22 protein-coding genes are annotated in these 21,220 nt (G+C 66.7%); 10 read left to right on the top strand and 12 right to left on the bottom strand.

All coding sequences use genetic code 11. From position 1 onward, the window contains the following. Positions 1-30 precede the first annotated feature (30 nt). From TMO_RS14460 to TMO_RS14445, 4 genes are all read right to left on the bottom strand, one after another. Positions 31-936 carry an AraC family transcriptional regulator gene (locus TMO_RS14460; RefSeq protein ID WP_014746384.1) on the bottom strand — a complete coding sequence of 302 codons (906 nt, stop codon included), beginning with the start codon at positions 934-936 and terminating at the stop codon, positions 31-33. A gap of 9 nt (positions 937-945) precedes the next feature. Beyond that, on the bottom strand, positions 946-2,493 hold the full coding sequence (locus TMO_RS14455) for an MFS transporter (RefSeq protein ID WP_228382231.1): 1,548 nt from the start codon (positions 2,491-2,493) through the stop codon (positions 946-948). Further along, entirely contained in the window at positions 2,474-3,514 is a 1,041-nt protein-coding gene (locus tag TMO_RS14450) for an HlyD family secretion protein (RefSeq protein ID WP_228382230.1), read from the bottom strand. Before TMO_RS14450 ends, TMO_RS14455 begins: the two co-directional genes overlap by 20 nt. A gap of 300 nt (positions 3,515-3,814) precedes the next feature. Beyond that, the gene (locus TMO_RS14445) at positions 3,815-4,777 is read right to left on the bottom strand and encodes a LysR family transcriptional regulator (protein ID WP_014746381.1); all 963 of its coding nucleotides are present in this window, start codon (positions 4,775-4,777) and stop codon (positions 3,815-3,817) included. Between the two features lie 172 nt (positions 4,778-4,949). On the opposite strand from TMO_RS14445, the gene TMO_RS14440 reads away from it, so the two are divergent. The 7 genes from TMO_RS14440 (at position 4,950) to TMO_RS14410 (ending at position 12,016) form a co-directional block, all read left to right on the top strand. Then, positions 4,950-5,726: an ABC transporter substrate-binding protein gene (locus TMO_RS14440; RefSeq protein WP_014746380.1), complete on the top strand. Its 777-nt coding sequence runs from the start codon at positions 4,950-4,952 to the stop codon at positions 5,724-5,726. A gap of 84 nt (positions 5,727-5,810) precedes the next feature. Continuing rightward, positions 5,811-6,467 carry an amino acid ABC transporter permease gene (locus tag TMO_RS14435; RefSeq protein ID WP_014746379.1) on the top strand — a complete coding sequence of 219 codons (657 nt, stop codon included), beginning with the start codon at positions 5,811-5,813 and terminating at the stop codon, positions 6,465-6,467. 1 nt (position 6,468) lies between these two features. After that, complete coding sequence (locus TMO_RS14430; protein WP_014746378.1) at positions 6,469-7,128, top strand: amino acid ABC transporter permease; 660 nt, start codon at positions 6,469-6,471, stop codon at positions 7,126-7,128. Between the two features lie 29 nt (positions 7,129-7,157). Next, entirely contained in the window at positions 7,158-7,901 is a 744-nt protein-coding gene (locus TMO_RS14425) for an amino acid ABC transporter ATP-binding protein (RefSeq protein ID WP_041606473.1), read from the top strand. Between the two features lie 13 nt (positions 7,902-7,914). Further along, positions 7,915-9,588 (top strand): N,N-dimethylformamidase beta subunit family domain-containing protein, encoded by a 1,674-nt coding sequence (locus tag TMO_RS14420; protein ID WP_014746376.1) that lies wholly within the window; start codon positions 7,915-7,917, stop codon positions 9,586-9,588. A gap of 45 nt (positions 9,589-9,633) precedes the next feature. Next, positions 9,634-11,010, top strand: coding sequence for an aspartate aminotransferase family protein (locus TMO_RS14415; protein ID WP_014746375.1), 1,377 nt, complete (start codon positions 9,634-9,636; stop codon positions 11,008-11,010). A gap of 34 nt (positions 11,011-11,044) precedes the next feature. Beyond that, on the top strand, positions 11,045-12,016 hold the full coding sequence (locus TMO_RS14410) for a 3-keto-5-aminohexanoate cleavage protein (protein ID WP_014746374.1): 972 nt from the start codon (positions 11,045-11,047) through the stop codon (positions 12,014-12,016). 10 nt (positions 12,017-12,026) lie between these two features. Here TMO_RS14410 and TMO_RS14405 read toward each other — a convergent pair whose 3' ends face one another. Further along, positions 12,027-12,326 (bottom strand): hypothetical protein, encoded by a 300-nt coding sequence (locus TMO_RS14405; RefSeq protein WP_041604992.1) that lies wholly within the window; start codon positions 12,324-12,326, stop codon positions 12,027-12,029. Between the two features lie 338 nt (positions 12,327-12,664). Here TMO_RS14405 and TMO_RS14400 point away from each other — a divergent pair, with 338 nt between their 5' ends. The 3 genes from TMO_RS14400 (at position 12,665) to TMO_RS31250 (ending at position 14,022) form a co-directional block, all read left to right on the top strand. Further along, positions 12,665-13,063 (top strand): helix-turn-helix domain-containing protein, encoded by a 399-nt coding sequence (locus TMO_RS14400; protein WP_187297786.1) that lies wholly within the window; start codon positions 12,665-12,667, stop codon positions 13,061-13,063. 301 nt (positions 13,064-13,364) lie between these two features. Next, on the top strand, positions 13,365-13,556 hold the full coding sequence (locus TMO_RS14395) for a DUF4160 domain-containing protein (RefSeq protein ID WP_014746371.1): 192 nt from the start codon (positions 13,365-13,367) through the stop codon (positions 13,554-13,556). Then, entirely contained in the window at positions 13,528-14,022 is a 495-nt protein-coding gene (locus TMO_RS31250; protein ID WP_187297785.1) for a DUF2442 domain-containing protein, read from the top strand. Before TMO_RS14395 ends, TMO_RS31250 begins: the two co-directional genes overlap by 29 nt. A 6-nt stretch (positions 14,023-14,028) precedes the next feature. Here the strand turns inward: TMO_RS31250 and TMO_RS14385 are convergent, their stop codons facing one another. The 7 genes from TMO_RS14385 to TMO_RS14355 all read right to left on the bottom strand — a co-directional run bounded on the left by TMO_RS14385 (position 14,029) and on the right by TMO_RS14355 (position 21,199). Then, the gene (locus tag TMO_RS14385) at positions 14,029-14,880 is read right to left on the bottom strand and encodes an IclR family transcriptional regulator (protein WP_014746369.1); all 852 of its coding nucleotides are present in this window, start codon (positions 14,878-14,880) and stop codon (positions 14,029-14,031) included. 115 nt (positions 14,881-14,995) lie between these two features. Further along, positions 14,996-15,877 carry an isocitrate lyase/PEP mutase family protein gene (locus TMO_RS14380; protein WP_014746368.1) on the bottom strand — a complete coding sequence of 294 codons (882 nt, stop codon included), beginning with the start codon at positions 15,875-15,877 and terminating at the stop codon, positions 14,996-14,998. A gap of 34 nt (positions 15,878-15,911) precedes the next feature. Further along, positions 15,912-16,442, bottom strand: coding sequence for a 3-isopropylmalate dehydratase (locus tag TMO_RS14375; RefSeq protein WP_014746367.1), 531 nt, complete (start codon positions 16,440-16,442; stop codon positions 15,912-15,914). Beyond that, positions 16,432-17,709: a 3-isopropylmalate dehydratase large subunit gene (locus TMO_RS14370; RefSeq protein WP_014746366.1), complete on the bottom strand. Its 1,278-nt coding sequence runs from the start codon at positions 17,707-17,709 to the stop codon at positions 16,432-16,434. Before TMO_RS14370 ends, TMO_RS14375 begins: the two co-directional genes overlap by 11 nt. A 4-nt stretch (positions 17,710-17,713) precedes the next feature. Further along, positions 17,714-19,381 carry an ABC transporter ATP-binding protein gene (locus TMO_RS14365; protein WP_014746365.1) on the bottom strand — a complete coding sequence of 556 codons (1,668 nt, stop codon included), beginning with the start codon at positions 19,379-19,381 and terminating at the stop codon, positions 17,714-17,716. After that, positions 19,378-20,217: an ABC transporter permease gene (locus TMO_RS14360; protein WP_014746364.1), complete on the bottom strand. Its 840-nt coding sequence runs from the start codon at positions 20,215-20,217 to the stop codon at positions 19,378-19,380. The genes TMO_RS14365 and TMO_RS14360 overlap by 4 nt, the downstream gene beginning before the upstream one ends. 4 nt (positions 20,218-20,221) lie before the next feature. Continuing rightward, positions 20,222-21,199, bottom strand: coding sequence for an ABC transporter permease (locus tag TMO_RS14355; RefSeq protein ID WP_014746363.1), 978 nt, complete (start codon positions 21,197-21,199; stop codon positions 20,222-20,224). Positions 21,200-21,220: the final 21 nt, after the last annotated feature.

The raw sequence follows: 21,220 nt of genomic DNA, 5'->3' as shown, positions 1-21,220 counted from the left end.
ACCGGCACCGGGCGGGACAGCATACCAGCTTCAACCGGTGCTTCGGGTGCGTGAAAGCGGCACGACATTGCTCGCAGGTCGCTTCTTGTTGTGAGGGCATCGGTCGCCGCAGATGTGGATGACATCCTCTTTGCGACCGCCGCTCGTGTCCGTCGCCGTCACCGTCAGATAGCGGGCCGGGGTCGTGCCGAGCATCCGTCGGAACATGGCGATGAACGCGCTTGGACTCTCATAGCCGAGGTCGATGGCGATCGTCGTCACCGAGTCGCCATCCGCCAGCCTCTGGAGGGCCAGACCGACATGCAGCTGCTGCCGCCACCGGCCGAATGACATGCCGGTCTCACGCTGGAACAGCCTCGTCAGCGTGCGATTGCTCGCGCCGACGCGCGCACCCCATTCTTCCAGATTGAGCCTGAGTGACGGATCGCCGATCAGCGTCTCCACCAGCCGCTTCAATCTCCGGTCTGTAGGTATGGGAAGGCGCAGCGGCTCCACCGGCGCTCTTTCGAGTTCATCCATAAGGACCGATGCCAGCCGCATCTCCCGGATATCTCCCTCCGGGCCTCTGTACGGTTCATTGACGAAACGCAGGATCAATTCGCGCAGGAGGGGCTGAACGAACAGGATCCCGCAATCCGACCGCTGACTGCGGCTCTGGTCGGGCTCGACATACAGATTGCCGATCGATACCTGACCGGTCGCCCGGGCGAAATGGGGGACGCCGCTTGGAATCCAGATGGCGCATTGCGGCGGGACGGTCCACACACCATCGGCAGCCTCAACCGTGATGAGGCCTTCAATGACATACAGCAACTGGTCCTTGCGGTGCTTGTGGGGCTCCGTTTCGCCGGCAAAGGCGAGTTCGATTTTCAGGCCGAGGACGGGGCGCGCAATCGTATCCGGATAGTCATGAGAGGGAGGGGCCGGCATACTCATAAACACACCTCAATTGGATCTCGGTGGCGTCAGTGGGTTGACCGGTGCAGTCTTCAAGGTCGCAGACAACAGCAAGGCAAGAATTCCGACCCAGAAGACGAGATAAAAGCCATCGATATAGGATAGCACGGTCGCTTCCCGGTTTATGATCAGGGCGATGTTGGAGATGCTCCCCAGGGCCGCGCGCTGGAGCACGGCGGGGTCTCCGGTTTCCACACCCGCTTTCAACATGGCCCCGTGGGTATCTGCGGAAATCCGCAAGGCCGCAGACATCAGACCACTCGCGATGCCCGGTGCAAAAAGCCGTGCCAGGGGGGCATAAAATCCGATGGCGACTGCGTGCAGTGGGTTCATGTTGACGACGATGATCGGAATGAGCCCCATCAGCGTCAGGCATTCACCGGCGGCGAACAGGATCAGAGCCGGCAGATACTGATCCGTTCGCCACTCGTTGCTGATATGCGCCCCGCAGCAGGCCGAAGTGAAGGTGATGATAGTCAGGCCGGCGATCAGAAGAAGGCGGGCATCCACACGCCTGGCAAGCCAGACTGCCGTCGGTGTCAGGACCAGATAGGTCGCAAATACCATCAGGGAGGCGGTCCCGGTCTGGAGAGGTTTCAGCTTGCCGATTGCGGCAAGGAAATTCGGAACGAGAAGAGAGGTCGGTGCCATCAGCACCGCATAGAGACAGGCGATCAGCAGTGCCGTGCGAACATTGTGATTGGCGAGCGGCGTGACATCGACGAAAGCCTCCCTGTTGAGGAGGATGTTGGCGACGGAGATGGCGAGCAGGATGGCGCCCGCCCCCAGGCAGGCTGTCACGATCCCCGAGCTGAACCATCCCAGGGTTTCACCGAGCGAGCAGCCGGCAAACAACATCGCCAGGCTCAGGCAGAACATGGCCATGCCTCCCCAATCGGTTTCCCGCAGTTTTCCGCGGTCCACAGGGGGGATCGGCAGCGCCTTCCAGGCTGTGAACGCGATCAGCGGGCCGACGATCGATGCGGTCCAGTAGACCCACCGCCAGTCGATCACATCGACATAGATCCCGGAGATCTTCACCCCGATATCGGTCCCGAAGGAAACCCGCAGGCTGTAGACCGCCATCGCCAGCAGCCAGAATTGCGGCTTCAGGCTCCGCAGTGCCAACGAAATCGTCAGCGGCAGATACACGCCCAGGCACAGGCCCATGACGAGATGCAGGACAAGGAGCAATTCGTAGCCCTGCACGAAGGGTATCACCAACGTCGCCAGGGCGAGACACAGGCTCGGGACGATGATGACCCGCGCCGGTCCGAAGATCAGGGACAGCCAGACGGTGACGGGCATCGTCAGCAGCTGGGCCGCATTCGCCGTCGTGCTCAGCCAGGCACTCTCGATGACATCAAGGCCGAACTGCCCTCTCAAATCCGCGAGCGACATGGAGAACAGGCGTCCCTGGAAGGTCGTGAGAAAGGCCCCGAGGAAAACGGCCGTTACCGTCAGAGCCGGGTTCGGGAGACGAGCCGGGAGGAAAAACCGGCCGACGGAGAGTGATCTATTGCCGGGCATCGGCATGGGCCCGATCCGCCCCCTCAGGCCGCTGACGGGAATAGGCGGCCACCCGAGCGTCCTGGGTATCGATCCGCGTCTCGACCGACATGCCGGCGCGCAGACGATCAAGACCGGATTGTCCGGGGGCAAGCTCTATGCGCACCGGGATACGCTGCACCACCTTTGTGAAGTTGCCCGTTGCGTTGTCCGTCGGAACGATCGACGACTCGTTGCCGCTCATCGGAGAACTCTGCTCGACGCGCCCACGGAAACGATGATCAGGAAGGGCATCGACGATGACTTCGACGGGTTGTCCGGGCTGAACGTTCCTGAGCTGGGTCTCCTTGTAGTTCGCGATGACATAGGCAGGGACGCGCGGCACGATCGTGATGATCTCTGTTCCGGATCCCACCAGGCTGCCGACCTGAATGTCACGCCGCCCGAGGACGCCATCAAAGGGAGCCACAATTCGGGTGTGGTGCAGATCCAGCTTTGCCAGGGCGAGAGACGCGGCCGCCGCATCCCGATCCGCCACAAGCTGAGCGCGCTGTCCCGACAGCGTGTCCAGCCCCCGTTGCGCAAGGCCGAGGGCTGCCGCTTCGGTGTCGCGGGACGCCGTTGCGGACGCCAGCGCCGCTTCGGCGTCGCCGAACGATTTACGGGAGACGGCCCCTTTTTCCACAAGCCGGGACTGCCGGACATAGTCGCGCCGGGCTTCGACAAGGTTGGCCTCGCGACCACGAAGCGACGCCCTCGCCTGCGCTATTACAGCACGTTGCTGCGCTTCTTCATTGTCCAGATTGGCGAGCACCGCCCGCGCCTTCGCCAGCGCCGCTCCAGCGCTTCTTACGCCGATCGCATAGGCATCGCTCTCGATCTCGGCGATCACGTCTCCGGCTCTGACGGTCTGGTAGTCCGTGACGGGGAGCTGTCGAACATAGCCGCTCACGCGCGCGCTCAGGATGACGGGATCTGACTTCACGAAGGCGTTTTGCGTCGACTGGATCGGACGGCTGCCTGTCCAGGCATTCCAGTTCCAGGTCACGTAAACGACCGCGGCGATGGCAAGGGCACAGGCCAGCCATGGCGCCAGTCTGAGAGGCCATGCCCGAGGCTGTGACGGCATAGCCGTGTCGGGCCCCGGCGCCGTTGATGTGGTTCCTGCCGAGCTTGACATGGGGTGATGAACTCGAATGCCGTGAAGATCTGATGAATATTCTTTCACGGCCGTCCGGCTCGTGCGCGCGAGATGCGGACAGAAGATCGTGCAATACGGCCAACCGGGCGTTCCTTGAGAGAGCCGCTTCGGGCCATCGCCCCATCTTGTTCAGTCTCAAGACACCCCTCACTCCGGCCCATAGGTCCGTGCCGGCAGTGGCAGGGCCTCGACCCGTTCGCACAGCAGGGCCAGCAGCCCGGCCTCGGCGCGGTTCAGGCTGGCCTGCGGGTTGAAGACCAGGTGGATGTCGATCGCCGGCGGGTCCTGATAGGGCGGCAGCCGCCAGAGCAGGCCGTCGCGGACGTCGCGGCGGACCACATGCAGGGGCAAGGGGCCGATGCCGAGCCCGGCGGTGATCATCCGGCGCACCTCTTCCAGGCTCGACGACACGCCGACCACTTCTTCGTCGACGCCGGCCCGGGCGCGCAGCAGCGCCACCGGGCGCAGCGCGTCGGAGGTATGATCGGTCTGGAACGACACCGAGGTCTCGCCGCGCAGATCTTCCAGCGCCAGCCCGGTGCGGCCATAGAGCCGGTGGGTCGGGCCGCAGAAGAAGCCGAAGAATTCCCGATAGAACACCCGGTAGTCCAGCCTGGGGTCCTGGGTGTGCACCAGGCACAGGCCGAAGGCGGCGCGTTTCTGGGCGACCGCTGTCGCCACGTCCAGGCTGGTCATCACCTGGATGCCGAAGGTCGCCCTGGGATGGCGGGCATGGAAATCCGACAGCGCCTCGTCGAACAGCGGCGAGGCGATGTGGCTCGCCACCGCGATCAGGACATGGCCGGTCACATCTTCCTTCACATCGCGCAACCGGATCGGCAGGCGTGAGACCGTACCGAAGATCTCAACGCAATCGGCGTAGAGCAGCTGGCCGGCGCGGGTGACCTCGAAGACATTGGGCTTGCGCTCGATCAGCCGGCGGTCGAGCCGCCGTTCCAGCCGCGCCAGCGCGTTGCTGATCGTGGGCTGCTTCAGCCCCAGCCGCTCGGCCGCCGCCGTGATGCCGCGTTCCTCCACCACCACCATGAAGGTGCGCAGCAGGTTCCAGTCCAGGTCCCAGGCCAGGCGCTGGGCTTCGTGCTTTTTCATCGGACCCCGCAGATCATTCTTCAGAACTATGTTTTACATTTTCATTATCTATTTGATCAATGGTCTCGGCATCCGCGAGCATGAGGTGACGCGGCGGCGAGGACCTGGGCGGAACCGGGGCCCGCGCGGGGGAACAGGGACCCGGCCGCAGATCTCGAGGGAGACCACGACAATGAAGCGTTTCTGGACGGGCGTGCTTGCCGCCGGCGTCGCGCTGGTGATGGGCGCCGGTGTCGCCGCGGCCGATGATCTGGCGAAGATCAAGGACGACGGCGTGATGAAGATCGCCATGAGCGGCGCCTACCCGCCCTTCAACTTCGTCAACGACCGCAACGAGGTGGTCGGCTTCGATGCGGCGATCGGCCGCGAGATCGCGAAGCGCATCGGCGTCGAGGGTGAGATTGTCACCACCGCCTGGGACGGCATCCTGGCCGGTCTGCTGGCGAAGAAATACGACACCATCGTCGGCAGCATGACCATCACGCCCGAGCGCGAGAAGGTGGTGGATTTCGTCGGCCCCTATTATCACGCCGGCCGTGCGGTCTTCGTGACCGAGGCCTCCGACGTGAAGACCCTGGCCGATCTCAAGGGCAAGACCGTCGGCGTCACCCTGGGCGAAACCCACGAGAAATGGGCCCGCACCCAGAACGGCTGGTCGGTGCGCACCTATAAGGGCCTGCCCGAACTGCTGCTGGAGCTGAAGGCCGGCCGGGTGCAGGCGATCGTGAACGACAACATCCCCGTCCGGGTCGCGATCAAGGAAAACGGCGAGAAGCTGCGTCAGCTCGACACGCCGGACATCGAGGGCGGTGCAGTCGCGATCGGCATCGCCATCCGCAAGAACAACCCCGATCTCCACGCCGCCATGCAGACGGCGCTGGACGGGATGATGGCCGACGGCACCTACGAGAAGATCTCGATGGAGTGGGTCGGCGCCGACATCCGCTGATCCGTCGCGCGGGAGGCGCCCCCTCCCGCGCATCCTGCGCGCCCCTTCCGGGGGCGGAGCCTATGCCATCGGGAGACGGAACCCATGGATGTCGACCTGATGATCCGGGTCTTCCCCTTCTTTGCGGAAGCCGCCTGGATCACGGTGCAGATTTCGGTTCTGGCGCTGGTCCTGGGCCTCGCCATGGGGGCATGCGGTGCTGCGGCGCGGCTGTCGCGTGTCGCCGTCATCCGGTATGCCGGCGGGGCCTATGTCAGCCTGTTCCGCGGCACGCCCTGCCTCATTCAGCTGTTCGTGCTCTATTTCGGCGGGCCGCAGATCGGGATCGAGCTGGACCCGTTCGCGGCCGGTGTCATCGGGCTCGGCATCAATATCGGGGCCTATATGACCGAATCGATCCGGGGCGCGATCCTCGCCGTCGATCGCGGCCAGACCGAGGCCGCGCGCAGCCTGGGCATCGGCCGCGGCCAGACCATGACCCGGGTGATCCTGCCCCAGGCCGCCCGGCTGATGATCCGGCCGCTCGGCGTCAACACCATCGCCCTGATCAAGGGCTCGGCGCTGGTATCGGCCATTTCTCTGGTCGAACTGACCTACACCGCCCAGCGCTATATCGGCTCCACATACAAGCCGTTCGAGATGTTCGCGATCGCGGCGCTGTTCTACATGGTGATGATCTGGGTGGCGCTTCAGGCCATCGGCTGGCTCGACCGGCGCTTCGCCATCGACGGGGGGCGCTGAGATGGAGGGCCTCGATTTCTCGGTCGTGCCGCCCTATGCCGACCTGATCCTGACAGGCGCCCTCTGGACGGCGGTGCTGACGGTTGCGGCGGCTGCGGTCAGTTTTGCAGGCGGCATCGGCTTCGCCGTCGCCACCATGTACGCGCCCTGGTTCATCCGCCTGCCGGTGCGCGGTTTCGCCTGGCTGTTCATGGGCACGCCGCTGCTGTTGCAGCTGTTTCTGATCTATTTCGGCCTGGTGCAGATCGGCATCGACGTGCCGGCTCTGGTCGCCGGCATCATCGGCCTCGGCCTGCATTTCGCGGTCTACAACGCCGATGTCATCCGCGCCGGCATCACCGCCGTCGACCCCGGCCAGAACGAGGGCGCGCGCAGCCTGGGGCTCAGCCGCTATCAGAGCTTCCGCCATGTGATCGTGCCCCAGGCGGTGCGCTCGGTGGTGCCACCGATCGGCAACAACCTGATCGCGCTGCTGAAGGAATCGGCTCTGGTCTCGGTGATCGGCGTCGCCGAATTGGTCCATGCCGCCCAGCTTGCGATCAGCGAGACCTTCCGGCCCTTCGAGTTCTACATCGTCGCGGCCGCGCTCTATTACGTCCTGAACCTGATGCTCGAAGCGGGCCTGCGCCTGATCGAGAAGCGCGTGGAGGCGACGCGATGACGACGACCAGCTCCTCCGCCCCCCGGCCCATGGTCGAGGTCCGCAATGCCCACAAGCGCTATGGCGCGCTCGAGGTGCTGAAGGGCATCGACCTGACCGTCGACCGTGGCCGGATCATCGCGATCATCGGCCCGAGCGGCTCGGGGAAGAGCACTTTGTTGCGGTCGATCAATCATCTGGAGACGCTGAACGAGGGCGAGATCTTCCTCGACGGCGTCCAGGTGAACGCGCCGCTCACCGGGGCGGCCTTCGAACGGCACATCAATGCGGTGCGCCAGCAGATGGGCATGGTGTTCCAGCACTTCAATCTGTTCCCGCATCTGACGGTCGGGCGCAACGTCACCCTGGCGCTCACCCTGCTCAAGGGCATGAGCGAGGCCGAGGCGCGCGAGGTGGCGCGGGACCAGCTGGCGAAGGTGGGCCTCGCCGACCGCATGGACACCCATCCAGCCCGGCTGTCGGGCGGGCAGAAGCAGCGGGTCGCCATCGCCCGCGCGCTCGCCATGGGGCCCAAAGTGATGCTGTTCGACGAGGCGACCTCGGCGCTCGATCCCGAACTGGTCGACGAGGTCAATCTGGTGATGAAGCAGCTCGCGGCCGAGCACATGACCATGCTGATCGTCACCCACGAAATGCGTTTCGCCGAAGAGGTCGCCGACGAGGTGCTGTTCATGGATGGCGGCGTGGTGGTGGAGCAGGGACCGCCGGCCGAGATCTTCCGCAACCCCCGGCAGGAGCGCACCCGCGGCTTCCTGCGCAAATACCTCGCATGACGGGATCACGGCCATGAACGCCCCCCTCGGTACCGCCGCCGCCCCCGATGCCGCCGCCCCCGATGTCGCCGGCTGGCCGGATTACGGCCTGACCGCCGCCCAGCGGCGCATCGCCGTACTCGGTCATACCTATGAATACCCTGGCATGGATGGCGCCCGAGGGGAGATCTGGTGCTATACCGACCGGCTCTCCTATGCCCCCGGCGACACCGTCGCTTTCCACGTCTCGTCGACCTCGGCCAACTGGCGGCTGGAGATTGCCCGCGACGGCGCGGCACTCGAACTGGTGCATGTCGAAGAGGGCCTGACCGCCGGCCATCACGACGCCCCCGATCAGTGCTCGGTGACCGGCTGCGGCTGGCCCGTCGCCCATCGGCTGGTCATACCGGCGGGCTGGCGATCCGGCGCCTATCGGGTGACGGCCACGGGCGAAGGGGCCGACGGGGCGCCGATCACCTGCCACCATCTGTTCATCGTCACCGCCGCAGGCCAGCATCGCCTGCCGGGCCGGGTGCTGCAGATCGCCGCCACCGGAACCTGGACCGCCTATAACACCTGGGGCGGATCCAACCACTATCAGGGCATCACGGGGCCCGAGCGCAATCAGTATGCCCCGCGGGTCAGCCTGCAGCGGCCCTTCTGCCGCGGCTTCGTGGTCCTGCCGCCCGAGGCGCCGCGGGTGCCGCTGGAGGTGCCGGTGCCGCCGGCCATGCCGCCGCGCTACCCGCATATGGAATGGGCCTATGCGACCGGCCATTCGAAGAAGTATGCCTCGGCCGGCTGGGCCTCTTACGATGGCCATTTCTTCCGCTGGGCGGAGCGCGCCGGCTATGCCGTAGACCTCGCCAGCCAGCACGATCTGCATGATCGGCCCGAAATCCTGTCGCGTTACGACTGCGTGGTCTTCGTCGGTCATGACGAGTACTGGACGGCAGAGATGCGCGATGCCGTCGATGCCTATGTCGAGGCCGGCGGCCGGGTCGCGCGCTTTGCCGGCAATTTCATGTGGCAGACCCGGCTGGAAGACGAAGGCCGCACCCAGGTCTGCTACAAATACCGGGCCCGTGCTGAAGATCCGCTCGCCGGCACCCCCCGGATCACCACCTCGTGGGAAGCGGCAGAGATCGGTCGCCCCGGTGCGATGACCTTCGGACTGGATGCCACCCGCGGCCTCTATGTCGGCTGGGGTGGCTGCGCGCCCCGCGGCGTGCGGGGCTTTCCGGTCTACCGGCCGGAGCACTGGGCCTTTGCCGGCACAGGGCTCTATTACGGCGACCTGCTGGGGGCCGATTCCCACGTCTTCGGCTACGAGGTCGACGGGCTCGACTACGTCATCCAGAACGGCCTGCCCGAACCGGCCCCCGGTGCACAAGTGCCCGATGGGCTGCAGATCCTGGCGCTGGGCCTGTCGTCACTGATCGAGGAATCGGCCGACATCCCCGCCGACGACCAGTTCCTGTCCGATGCCGATGCCCGGTTCGTGGCCGGCATCCTGGCGGGCGGCGACGACCCTGCCGCCGTCGAGCGGGTCAAGCGCGGCTCGGGCGCCATCGTCAACTTCCGACGCGGGGCCGGCGAGGTCTTCCATGCCGGCAGCTGCGAATGGGTGGCGGGCCTGCTCCGCCAGGATCCGATGGTCGAGCGGGTCACCGCCAACATCCTCGACCGTTATCTCACCCCCCGCTGACGTTTTTCACCCCCCGGAATCCGTCCTTTCCCGGAGCCTGCCCCCATGGCCACCCCTGCAGCCCCCGCCGCCGGCGACAACCGGCCGCCTTCGCATCTGTTCTATCAGGCCCGCCTGCGCCGGCCGCTCGCCAGCCGTGCCGAGGGCATCTACATCTGGGACGAGACCGGTCGCCGGGTGATCGACGGTTCCAGCGGCGCCATGGTGGTCAATATCGGCCATGGCAATCCGCGGGTGCTGGAGGCGATGAAGCGGCAGATGGAGGCCGCGACCTTCATCTATCGCCTGCATTTCGAGAACGAGCCGGCCGAACGTCTGGCCGCGGCGCTCGCCGATCGCTGCCCGGCCGGGCTCGACCGGGTGTTCTTCGTCTCGGGCGGCTCGGAAGCGGTGGAATCCTGCCTGAAGCTCGCCCGGCAATATGCGGTGGCGACCGGCCAGGGCAGCCGCTTCAAGGTGATCTCGCGCTTCCCCTCCTATCACGGCAGCACCCTCGGCGCCCTGTCGGTGACCGGACATGCCGCCTTCTCGGCGCCCTTCGCGCCGATGATGCACGAGATGCCGAAGATCCCCGCGCCCACCGCCTATCTCGACCGCGACGGGCTCGACATGGCCGCTCGTGGCCGGCGCTACGCCGACATGCTGGAAGACGAAATCCGCCGCCAGGGCCCCGAAACCGTGCTGGCCTTCATCATGGAGCCGATCGGCGGCGCCTCCACCGGGGCGCTGGTCGCGCCCGATACCTACTATCCGCGCATCCGCGAGATCTGCGACCGCTATGGCGTGCTGCTGATCCATGACGAGGTAATGTCGGGCGCCGGCCGTACCGGCCGCTATCTGGGCGGCGACCATTGGGGCATCACGCCTGATCTGGTGGCGCTCTCCAAGGGGCTGGGGGCGGGGTATGTGCCGCTCGGCGCCATGATCGCCTCTGAAAAACTGGTCAGGCCGGTGCTCGATGCCGGCGGTTTCCAGCACGGCTTCACCTATGCCGGCAATCCGCTGGCATCGGCCGCGGGCCTCGCGGTGCTGGACGAGATCGACGCCCATGACCTGATGGGCAATGCGGCGCGGATGGGCGCCCTGCTCAAGGCGCGGCTCGAAGCGCTGAAGCCCCGCTTCCCTTTCATCGGCGATGTGCGCGGCAAGGGCCTGCTGCTCGCGGTCGAATTCGTCTCAGACCCCGAGACCATGGCGACGCTGCCGCGCGAGCTGAACGCCCATGCCCGCGTCGTCGACCTCGCCTTCGAACGGGGGCTGATCATCTATTCCCGCCGCACCCGGGGCGGCATCGACGGCGATCATTTCCTGGTCTGCCCGCCGATGATCGTTACGGCCGGCGAGATCGACGAGATCATGGCGATCCTCGACGACACCCTGCTCGCGCTCGCCCGCGAGCTGAACCTGCCCCATTCCGCCTGATATCCCCGTTTATCCGACGATCGAGGAGCCCCCAATGTCTGTCCAGATCAGGGATGCCGGGACCAGATCCGCGCCCAAGGTCGTCATCACCTGCGCGGTCACCGGGTCGATCCACACGCCGACGATGAGCCCGCATCTGCCCTGGCGGCCCGAAGACATCGCCGCCCAGGCGATCGAGGCGGCCGAGGCGGGGGCCGCCATCCTCCATCTTCACGCCCGCGACCCGAAGGACGGCCGGCCCAGCCCCGATCCCGAGGTCTTCCTGCAATTCCTGCCCCGGATCGCGGCCGCAACCGATGCGGTGCTCAACATCTCGACCGGCGGCAGTTCGCTGATGACGCTGGAGCAGCGCCTGGAAGCGGCGCTCCGGATCGCGCCCGAGATGTGCTCGCTCAACATGGGCTCGATGAATTTCGGCCTGCACCCCCTGGCCGACCGCTATCAGGATTGGCAGTTCGCCTGGGAACCGCAGCTGCTGGAGGCGACGCGCAGTTCGATCTTCCAGAACACCTTCGCCGATATCGAGGCCATCCTGCGCCGTCTGGGCGAGGACTGCGGCACCCGCTTCGAATTCGAGTGCTACGACGTCGGCCATCTCTACACGCTCGCCCATTTCCGCGACCGCGGCCTGATCCCGCATCCGCCTTTCATCCAATTCGTGCTGGGCGTGCTCGGCGGCATCGGCGGGGATGCCTCACATCTCTTCCACATGAAGCAGACCGCCGACCGCCTGTTCGGCACCGACTATATTTTCTCGGTGCTGGGGGCCGGCCGGCGCCAGATGCCGCTGATCACCATCGGCGCGGCGCTGGGCGGTCATGTCCGTGTCGGGCTGGAAGACAATCTCTACGATGGCCGTCAGGGGCTGGCTCCGTCCAACGCCGTCCAGGTCCGCCGCATCCGCACCATCCTCGAAGCCCTGTCGCTGGAGGTGGCGACGCCGGCGGATGTCCGCGCCATGCTCGGCCTTAAGGGCGCGGATCGGGTCAATCTGGTCCGGAGCTGAAGCGGGCGGTTCACCGGCCGGTCAGGTAGTCCGTCAGGTGTCGCAGTCCCTGGGCCGCCTGCTCCAGCGCGCGCCGACGGTCTTCCGCCGCCCCGTCCGGTGCGGCCGCTGCCCGAATGCAGCGGCCGATCATCTCCGCCTGCAAGGCGGCACCGCCCGCGGACCGCGGCGTAAGTTGCAGTGCGCGGCGGGTCACGGCCGCGTCCAGTACGTCGATTGCTGCGGTCAGAGCATCCTCCGGGGCCACCAATGTGGCAGCATGGATGGCGTGTCCGGACAGAAGCGCCCAGTCCGAGATAAGGGATGTCACGGGACAGGCCTTTCTAGATGACGCCTTTGAGGCGTCATTCCCGGCTGGAGATGTGTCGGTTTCCCGATGTCTGGCGGGCATGGCGCTTCGTCATCCCCTGTCGCCTGCGCGCCCGGTGTCGCGCGGAAAGGTTGGATATGCCGGCATGGTGGCCGCTGGTTTTCTGCCATGATGCCACCGGCGGTGCCATCGGGCACTCGGGCTTTCGCCTCGACGTGTATGTAACTTTTTAAGCCTGAATTCTTCCGGAAGCTAGCCCTATACAGCCACTCGCGTTCGTTGCGGACGGCACGCATAGTCCTGCTATGACGAGCATTCCGCCGAACCGCATCCGCGAGATGAGAGACCGCGCCGGGCTGACGCAGGAGGCCCTGGCCAATGCGATCGGCCAGACGCGGCAGGCCGTGCATCGCCTTGAGACCGGCCGCACCGGCCTGACCGAGGCGACGCTCCGGCGGATCGCGACCGCGGTGGGGTGCGAGGCCTGGCAGCTGCTGGCCGGATCGGAAACGGCCGACGACGCACGGGCCGCAGACCTGGTATCGCCGGCCGAGGTGCGGATGGTCATCCTGGCGGTGGAACGCACGCTGGCCAATCGCGGCATTGCGGCCAGCCCCGACCAGCGCGCCGATATGGTAACTTCGATCCTGAGCAATTACGCCCGCCTGTTCCGCGGCCTGGATCAGGACACCCTGCAGCGTATCGTCGAGACGTCTCAGGTGATTGTGCGGATCTGAAGTCGCCTCTTTTGGGCTTGCAAGTTAAGTTGTAGGCCCATGGGAAAATAAAACTTATGGCATCATTATTCGCGCGTATGTGTTCGAGTTCTATTTATGTATTGCGTGATTTTTTGAGATACTTAATTAAAAGTTGATCGCTCACCATTCGGTATGGGAATGGCTCGACGCGAGGGGCCTGTAGCGTCCGGATATGCCACTGGTCCGCTGGGCATTGAAATAATGCACAGGGTGCACTATTTCAAGACTGAAGATTCCATGAATGCCTACTATCGTGCGATTCGGGAATCTCAAGGTCCAGATGTTCGCTGATGATCACAATCCGCCCCATTTTCACCTTCTGACACCGGATTATGAGGCACTGATCAAGCTTGCCGATTTTTCGGTGATAGCGGGGCGGATTGACGGGCGAAGCTATGAAATCGCCACCAGATGGGCGGCGAATAACCGGGAGCTTCTTGCGCATGAATGGGAGCGGCTCAATCAAAGATGACCTGATCGTTGCGGGAGCCCCACTTCCGCGTCTTGCGGCCGCGGAACCGCTCGACGGGCGTAAGGTACGTCTGACCTGGGTATCGGGTGAGCCGACAATTGTTGATCTGGCACCCGTGCTGGCGAGTCGCCGGATCTATATTCCCCTGCGAGAGGACGACGCGCTGTTTCGCTCGATGCGGGTTGCGGAATGGGGGAACGCCATCGAATGGGGAGGAGATCTTGAGCTGTCTGCAGTGTGGCTGTCGAGATTGCCGCCGGTGGTGTTCGACAATGAGGATTTCCGGCGGGCGATGGATCACCTGGGAATGACGCTGGAAGGCATGGCCGCTGCCCTCGAGGTGTCGCGACGGCTGGTCGCTGATTACCGAAAGAACAAGCCGGTTCCGCGTCATATCGGGCTGGCGGTGCGATATCTGCTGGAACATCATGGCGCGCCCGAGCGCGGGGACGCAGTGCGGGTATAATGATTTTCACCGCGCCCAGTGCATATCCTGCAACTGACGGCTGATCTCGGCCGCTGCCGTGCGGACCCGGGTGAGGGCGTCGGTGAGCGGCTGGCCGTCCTGGCCGATCAGTTGGGGGGTGAGGCCCGAGACGCTGACCGCGGCTGCGACGCGGCCGCGGGCATCGCGGACCGGGGCGGCCAGGGCGGAGACGCCTTCGACGATGTCGTCGACCGCGACCGCCCAGCCGCGCTCGCGGATCAGGGCGCCATCCGCTTCAAGCGCGGCCGGCGCCGTCAGGGTATGGGCGGTCGCGGCGCCGAGCGGGCGGGCGAGGCGGCGGGCGCGTTCTTCGGCGCCAAGATGCGCCAGCAGCAGCCGCGGCGCCGCACCTCGGTTCACCGGCAGGCTTTCGCCCACATTCCAGATCCGGACATCGACCGGCGGGTTGCCGTGGCTGCGCTCGATGCACATCGCGCCGTCCTCGCGCAGGATCGACAGGAAGGCCATGGCGCGGGTTTCACGCGCCAGCCCGGCCAGATGCGGGGCGGCCACATTGCGCAGATCCACCGTCACCGGCACCGAGGCGCCGAGTGCCACGACGCCCAGCCCCAGCGCATAGCGCTGGCCGATCGGTTCCTGCTCCACCAGATCCATACCGATCAGGGTCAGCAGCATGCGCCGGGCGGTGGCCTTGTCGACCACGGCTGCCTCGGCGATTTCGGCCAGGGTCAGCCAGGGACGTTCGGGGGTGAAGGCGCGCAGGATGCGCACCGCCCGTTCCACGGCCCGCACGCCGCCGCGCGACGGCTCGTCGCGGCCGTCGGTCTCGTGTTCCGCGGCGTGGAGGCCGGCTTCGGCGCCGGACGCCTGGACCATGGCGGGCTTTCCCCTCGGCATGTGGTCTCGATATCCTCTCTGGGCTTATACGCGATGCGCGCCGACCGCAAGGCCGGCGCGCGTTTCAGGTGATCGGCGGAACCAGGGTTCCCGGTCAGCGGGGCTCGGTGCCGGTCAGGAACTGCGCCTGCAGGTCCATCACCCGGTCGAAGCCGATGAAGGTCTTGAAGTCGCCGAGCGGCGTCTGGCCGACCGGCAGGTTGATGCGGGTGCTGCGCGCGGCCCTGACCGCCGCCAGATTGCGGCGCATCGCATCGGTCGCGGTCAGCAGCGCCACCAGCGGATAATGCGCGATGCCGGCCACTTCCTCGATCTGGTCGGGGGTGAGGTCGGTCTCCAACCAGCGCATGATCTGCAACGAGAGCGGCACGCCGGCGGCATCCCTCAGCCGCTTCAGACTGTCGAGATCGGTGAAGCCGCGGCTGATCGGCTGGATCATGTCGGCGCCGGCAGCGGCATAGCGCTTTGCCCGGGCGATGGTCTCCTCTTCGGTGCCGGCATCGGTGCGGGCCACGATCACCAGATCCGGATCGGTGCGCGCGGCGACGGCGGCGCGGATCTTGGCCTCGCCTTCCTCGACCGTCACCAGTTCCAGCACGTCGGCGATCGCCGGGCAGCGCTTGGGCACGGCCTGATCCTCGATGATCACGGCGGCGACACCCGCCTGCTCGAACTCGCGGACGGTGCGCATCACGTTGATGGCATTGCCATAGCCGGTATCGACATCGGCGATCAGCGGGATCGAGGTCGCGCGGACCATGTTGCGCACCACGGCCAGGTTCTCGGTCATGGTGTAAAGCTCGACATCGGGCTCGCCCAGATGGCTCGCCGAAATGGCGAAACCCGACGAGAGCATGACGTCGAAACCGGCTTCCTCGATCAGCTTCGCGCTGACCGCATCGAAGGCGCCAGCCGACCAGGCGGTCTTGCCGGAGGCGAGCATTTCGCGCAGGCGTTTGCGGGTGGTCAGGGACATGGGGCGGGTTTCCTCTTGAGGCTTTTTATGTGGGTCAGACGCCTAGGGCGGCCTTGAGTGCCGGCAGATGGCCGCCGAGGGCCAGCAGGCGGCGCTCGGCCGGGCTCGGCGGCTCGAAGGGCAGGCTCAGGCCGCGGCTGTGGTTGACGACCAGATGGCGGTCCCAGTCGATCTCCAGCTCGTCGCCGCGCTGCGCCAGCCCCAGAACCCCCGGGCAGGCGATCTGCGGGAAGCCCAGGCTCATCTCGCCGCGGTAATAGGTGGGGGCGAAACCCTCGGCGATGACTGCGGCGATGCCCAGATGGCGCATGGCCCGCATCGGCGGCGCATGCGGGTGGCCGTAGCCGAAATTGTCGGCGGCGACCAGCACGTCGCCCGGCGCGGTCCGGGCGGCGAAGTCCGGGTCCTGATCGGCCATGGCGATCGCCGCCAGCTGATCCAGATCCTGGATCTTGATGTTCTTCACACCCACGATCTGGTCGACATCGTAATCGGGCTGGTCGAACACCCAGGCGACCCGGCCGCGGATGGCCGGCAGCTTCAGGTCCTGCGCATCAGAGGGCATGAGCGAACTCCGGATGGCGGCGTGGATCGGTGATGCGGCCGGCAAGCGCCGAGGCGGCGACGGTGGCGGCGCTGCAGATGAAGATGTCGGCCTCGGTGCTGCCCATCCGGCCGGGAACGTTGAGCGTACCGGTGGAAACCGCCGTCTGCCCCGGCGCCATGGTGCCGATGCGGCCATAGCAGAAGTCGCAGGTGGCGGCGCTGATGAAGGCCCCGGCCTCGACCAGTGTGGCGATCAGCCCCTCGCGTGCGGCCTGGACCATCACCGCATTGCTGGTCGGCACGATGTTGAGCTGAAAGCCCGGCGCGATCTGCCGGCCTTCGAGCAGCTTCGCCGCCACCCTGAGATCCTCGATCCGGCCCGAGGCACAGGAGCCGAGATAGCCCACCTGGACCGGCCGGCCCTCGAATTCCGCCAGATCCCGGGTATCGGCGGGGCTGGGCGGCGCCACCACGATCGGTCCCAGTTCCGAGAGGTCGAGGGCGATGCGTTCGCGATAGACCGCATCGGCATCGCTGCGCAGATCGGGCAGACGGATCCGGCCGCGGGCGGCCGAGGCGGCCAGCCGGTCGTCGGGCAGGTCGACCAGGCAGGAGAGCGCCCCCAGGAACATCACCTGGCCGGCGATCGACTGCAGCGCGTCGTCGGAGAGCGTCGCCACCGCGGGGCCGCCCAGTTCCAGCACCGCGAACCGGCAGGTCTTCACCCCCAGGCGGCGGATCAGATGGTGGATGACGTCGCGGCCCATCACGCCCGGCTTCAACTGCCCGGTCATATCGACCCGCACCGTCTCCGGCACCTTGATGTCGACGCCCGAGCGCACGAAGGCTTCGATCAGCGTGCGCCGGGGCAGGTTGACGCCCAGCGCACCATAGGCGCCGATCTGCGAGACATGGCCGTCGTAATGCACCACGAAGGCGCCCGGGGCGGCATAGCCTTCCTCGACGCAGACCTGATGGCCGATGCCGCGGCGTTCATAAAGCGTGGCGCCGGTTTTCGCGCACCAGTCGCGGGTCGCCTGATGGACCTGTTCCTCGGCCGGGGTCGAGGAGGGGACCATATGGTCGATGAAAATCGCGAAACGTTCGGGCGCATCGAGCGCGTCGCGGCCGAAATCCTCGGCCATCATCTTGAAGAACTGGTCGGTGTAGCCCGGGAACTCGTAGGCGAGGACGAAATCCGGCCGGGCCTGCACCTCTTCCCCCGCCCGGACCGTCTCGCGGCCTGAAGCGCGGGCGAGGATCTTCTCTGCCATGGTGAAGCCCATGGGGTCAGCCTCCTTGCGCGAGCGCGGCGCCGGCGATATCGCCCTGGCCCGGGGCGGCGGGTGCCGTCCAGTGCCGTCCGGGGATCGCGGCCAGCAGCGCGCGGGTATAGTCGTGGGACGGGGTCTCGAAGACCCGGGCGGTCGGCCCTTCTTCGACGATGCGGCCGCGGCGCATCACCGCCACCCGGTGGCAGATGCGGGCCGCCACGCGCAGATCATGGGTGATGAACAGGATCGCGAGATCGAGGCGCGTGCGCAGATCGTCGAGCAGCGCCAGGACCTGGGCCTGGACCGAGACATCCAGCGCCGAGACCGCCTCGTCGGCGATCAGCACCTTGGGATCCAGCGCCAGGGCCCGGGCGATGCCGATTCTCTGGCGCTGGCCGCCCGAGAATTCATGCGGCCAGCGATCGGCCGCGGCCTCGGGCAGGCCGACCAGTTTCAGCAGTTCGAACATCCGCCGACGCACCTCGGCCGCCGGCCGGCCATGGGCAAGCGGCGCCTCGCAGATGATGTCGCCGACCTTGCGCCGCGGGTTCAGCGAGGCGAAGGGGTCCTGGAAGACCACCTGCATCCGGCCGCGCGCCTGTTTCAGCCCGCGCGCGCCCTGCGCCATCATATCCGTGCCATCCAGCATTACCCGGCCGCCATCCGGCTCGATCAGCCGGACCAGGCATCGGCCGACGGTCGATTTGCCCGAGCCGCTTTCGCCGACGATGCCCAGCACCTCGCCGCGCCTGAGGGTCAGCGTCACATCGTCCGCCGCATGGACCTCGCGGCCGGATCCGCGCGAGAACAGGCTGCGCTCGCCGCGATAGACCTTCTCAAGCCCCGCCACATCCAGCACCACCGGCGCATCGGCGGGGATCGGCGGGGCCGCCGCTTCCAGCCGCGGCACGGCGCCGATCAGTTTGATGGTATAAGGATGGCGCGGCCGGTTCAGCACCTCGTCGGCCGTGCCCTGTTCGACCACGCGGCCCGCACACATCACCACCACCCGATGGGCGATTTCGGCCACCACGCCGAAATCATGGGTGATGAACATGACCCCCATGCCGGTGCGGGCCTGGATCTCGCGGATCAGCTCCAGGATCTGGGCCTGGGTGGTGACGTCGAGCGCCGTGGTCGGTTCGTCGGCGATCAGCAGGTCGGGTTCGTTGGCAAGTGCGATCGCGATCATCACCCGCTGGCGCTGCCCGCCCGAGAGCCGGAAGGGGTGGCTCTTCACGATCTTCTCAGGGTCCGGCAGATCGACCCGGGTCAGCAACTCGATCACCCGGCGGCGGATCGCGGCGCGGTCGCGCATGCCGTGGGCGACCAGCGCCTCGGCGATCTGGTCGCCGACCGTCATCACCGGGTTGAGCGCGGTCATCGGCTCCTGGAAGATCATCGCGGCCTTGCCACCGCGCAGCCGCCGGCGTTCGGCGGCGGGAAGGCCCAGCAGATCGCGCCCGCCGAAGACCACCCGGCCGGCCGAGGGCGTCAGACCTTCGGGCAGCAGACCCATCACGGCGCTGGCCGACATCGACTTGCCGGAACCGCTTTCGCCCACGATGCAGACGATCTCGCCGCGGCCGATGTCGAAGGACACGTCCTCGATCGCATGCGGGCGGTCAGCCCCTTCGGGCAGCGGGATGGTCAGGCCCTCGATCGAGAGCAGCGCGCCGCTCATACCCGCCCCCGGCGCGCCAGGCGCGGGTTGAGGGCGTCGTTCAGGCCTTCGCCGACGAGGTTGAGCGCAAGCACGGTCAGCACGATGGCGACTCCGGGGAAGAAGCTCATCCACCAGGCCTGGCGGATTACGGTGCGGGCGGCGCCGACCTGATAGCCCCAGCTCATGAGGTCGGGATCGCCGAGGCCCAGGAAGCTGATTGCGCTTTCCATCAGGATCGCGGTCGCGATCATCAGCGAGGCCGAAACGATGATCGGCGCCATGGCGTTGGGCAGGATCTGGCGGCAGATGATCACCAGATCGCTCTGCCCGCCCATGCGTGAGGCGAGCACGAATTCTCGGCCGCGCAGGCTGAGGAATTCGGCCCGGACCAGGCGGGCCACCGGCGGCCAGCTGACGGCCGCGATCGCCGCCACGGTCGAGGCGATGGAGGGGGTGAGGATGGCGACCAGCACCACCGCGAAGATCAGGCTGGGGACGGTCTGGAACAGCTCGGTCAGCCGCATCAGCGCGTCGTCGACCCGGCCGCCGAAATAGCCGGCGGTGGCGCCGATCACGACCCCGACCCCCACCGTCACCAGGGTGGAGACCAGGCCGATCAGCATCGAGATGCGGGCGCCATGGGCGATGCCCGCGGCAAGGTCGCGGCCGAGCGTATCGGAGCCGAGCAGGAAGCCGCCGGTCATCGGCGGGGCGAAGGGGCGCCCGGCCATGGTCCAGGGGCTGCCGGGGAAGAGCAGCGGTGCCAGCAGGGCCAGCGCCACCAGGGCCACCAGCACCACTAGGCCGATCACGGCCCCCTTGTGGCGGGCGAAACGGGTCCAGAAGGCGATCATCGACTCAACGCTCGAAACGGATGCGGGGATCGATCAGGCCGTAGACCAGATCGGTCAGAAGATTGATGACCACGACCATGGTGGAGGTGACCAGGAACACGCCCAGCAGCACCGAATAGTCGCGCTGGAGCAGGGCGTTGAAGGCCAGCCGGCCGATGCCGGGCCAGGCGAAGACCGTCTCGACCAGAATGGTGCCGCCGACCAGATGCCCGGCCTGGACGCCGGCCATGGTGACCACCGGCAGCAGGGCGTTGCGCAGCACATGGGCGCGTTCCACCCGGGGCTCCGTCAGCCCCTTGGCGCGGGCGGTGCGCACGAAATCCTGCGACTGCACCTCCAGCATCTGGGCCCGGGTCAGGCGGGCATAAACGCCGGTGTAGAACAGGCCCAGCGTCATGGCCGGCAGCACCAGATGTTTCGCGACCTCGGCCAGATAGGCGAAGCCGCCTTCGGGCGGGGTTGCGCCATGCATGCCGAAGGCCGGCAGCCAGCCCAGTTCCAGTGAGAACAGCAGGATCGCCATCAGCCCCACCCAGAACAGCGGTGTCGCATAGAAGGCGAGCGCCAGGGTGGAGACGGTCGTGTCGACCCAGCCGCCGGGGCGGCGTGCGGCGATCACCCCGGCGGTGATGCCCAGCGCCAGCGAGATCACGAAGGCGGTGATGGTCAGCACCAGGGTTGCCGGCAGCCGTTCCAGGATGATGTCGGCAACCGGCCGGCCCTGGCGGTAGGAGGTGCCGAAATCGAGGGTGGCGACATTGCCCAGATAGACCATCAGCTGTTCGTGCACCGGCCGGTCGAGACCGAATCGCTCGCGCAACTCGTCGAGATAGGCCTGGTCGGTCATCGCGGCCTCGCCGGCCATGACCGCGACCGGATCGCCCGGGGCCATGCGGATCAGCACGAAATTCATGCAGGCGATGGCGAGGATGACGGCGACCGCCTTCACGAGGCGCGATGCCGCGCGGTCGAGCTTGACCATCGGTGGCAGGTTTCCTGTGGT

Source organism: Tistrella mobilis KA081020-065, assembly GCF_000264455.2.
Classification (GTDB): Bacteria; Pseudomonadota; Alphaproteobacteria; order Tistrellales; family Tistrellaceae; genus Tistrella; species Tistrella mobilis.
This window is presented reverse-complemented; position numbering and strand designations above follow the sequence as displayed.

Coding starts and splice junctions, on each gene's coding strand:
- TMO_RS14435 (WP_014746379.1), top strand. CDS start 5,811: ATGGATGTCGACCTGATGATCCGGGTCTTCCCCTTCTTTGCGGAAGCC.
- TMO_RS14400 (WP_187297786.1), top strand. CDS start 12,665: ATGAGAGACCGCGCCGGGCTGACGCAGGAGGCCCTGGCCAATGCGATC.
- TMO_RS14355 (WP_014746363.1), bottom strand. CDS start 21,199: ATGGTCAAGCTCGACCGCGCGGCATCGCGCCTCGTGAAGGCGGTCGCC.
- TMO_RS14380 (WP_014746368.1), bottom strand. CDS start 15,877: ATGTCCCTGACCACCCGCAAACGCCTGCGCGAAATGCTCGCCTCCGGC.
- TMO_RS14365 (WP_014746365.1), bottom strand. CDS start 19,381: ATGAGCGGCGCGCTGCTCTCGATCGAGGGCCTGACCATCCCGCTGCCC.
- TMO_RS14360 (WP_014746364.1), bottom strand. CDS start 20,217: ATGATCGCCTTCTGGACCCGTTTCGCCCGCCACAAGGGGGCCGTGATC.
- TMO_RS14420 (WP_014746376.1), top strand. CDS start 7,915: ATGAACGCCCCCCTCGGTACCGCCGCCGCCCCCGATGCCGCCGCCCCC.
- TMO_RS14460 (WP_014746384.1), bottom strand. CDS start 936: ATGAGTATGCCGGCCCCTCCCTCTCATGACTATCCGGATACGATTGCG.
- TMO_RS14440 (WP_014746380.1), top strand. CDS start 4,950: ATGAAGCGTTTCTGGACGGGCGTGCTTGCCGCCGGCGTCGCGCTGGTG.
- TMO_RS14410 (WP_014746374.1), top strand. CDS start 11,045: ATGTCTGTCCAGATCAGGGATGCCGGGACCAGATCCGCGCCCAAGGTC.
- TMO_RS14370 (WP_014746366.1), bottom strand. CDS start 17,709: ATGGGCTTCACCATGGCAGAGAAGATCCTCGCCCGCGCTTCAGGCCGC.
- TMO_RS31250 (WP_187297785.1), top strand. CDS start 13,528: ATGAATGGGAGCGGCTCAATCAAAGATGACCTGATCGTTGCGGGAGCC.
- TMO_RS14395 (WP_014746371.1), top strand. CDS start 13,365: ATGTTCGCTGATGATCACAATCCGCCCCATTTTCACCTTCTGACACCG.
- TMO_RS14430 (WP_014746378.1), top strand. CDS start 6,469: ATGGAGGGCCTCGATTTCTCGGTCGTGCCGCCCTATGCCGACCTGATC.
- TMO_RS14445 (WP_014746381.1), bottom strand. CDS start 4,777: ATGAAAAAGCACGAAGCCCAGCGCCTGGCCTGGGACCTGGACTGGAAC.
- TMO_RS14415 (WP_014746375.1), top strand. CDS start 9,634: ATGGCCACCCCTGCAGCCCCCGCCGCCGGCGACAACCGGCCGCCTTCG.
- TMO_RS14455 (WP_228382231.1), bottom strand. CDS start 2,493: ATGCCGATGCCCGGCAATAGATCACTCTCCGTCGGCCGGTTTTTCCTC.
- TMO_RS14425 (WP_041606473.1), top strand. CDS start 7,158: ATGGTCGAGGTCCGCAATGCCCACAAGCGCTATGGCGCGCTCGAGGTG.
- TMO_RS14375 (WP_014746367.1), bottom strand. CDS start 16,442: ATGCCCTCTGATGCGCAGGACCTGAAGCTGCCGGCCATCCGCGGCCGG.
- TMO_RS14385 (WP_014746369.1), bottom strand. CDS start 14,880: ATGGTCCAGGCGTCCGGCGCCGAAGCCGGCCTCCACGCCGCGGAACAC.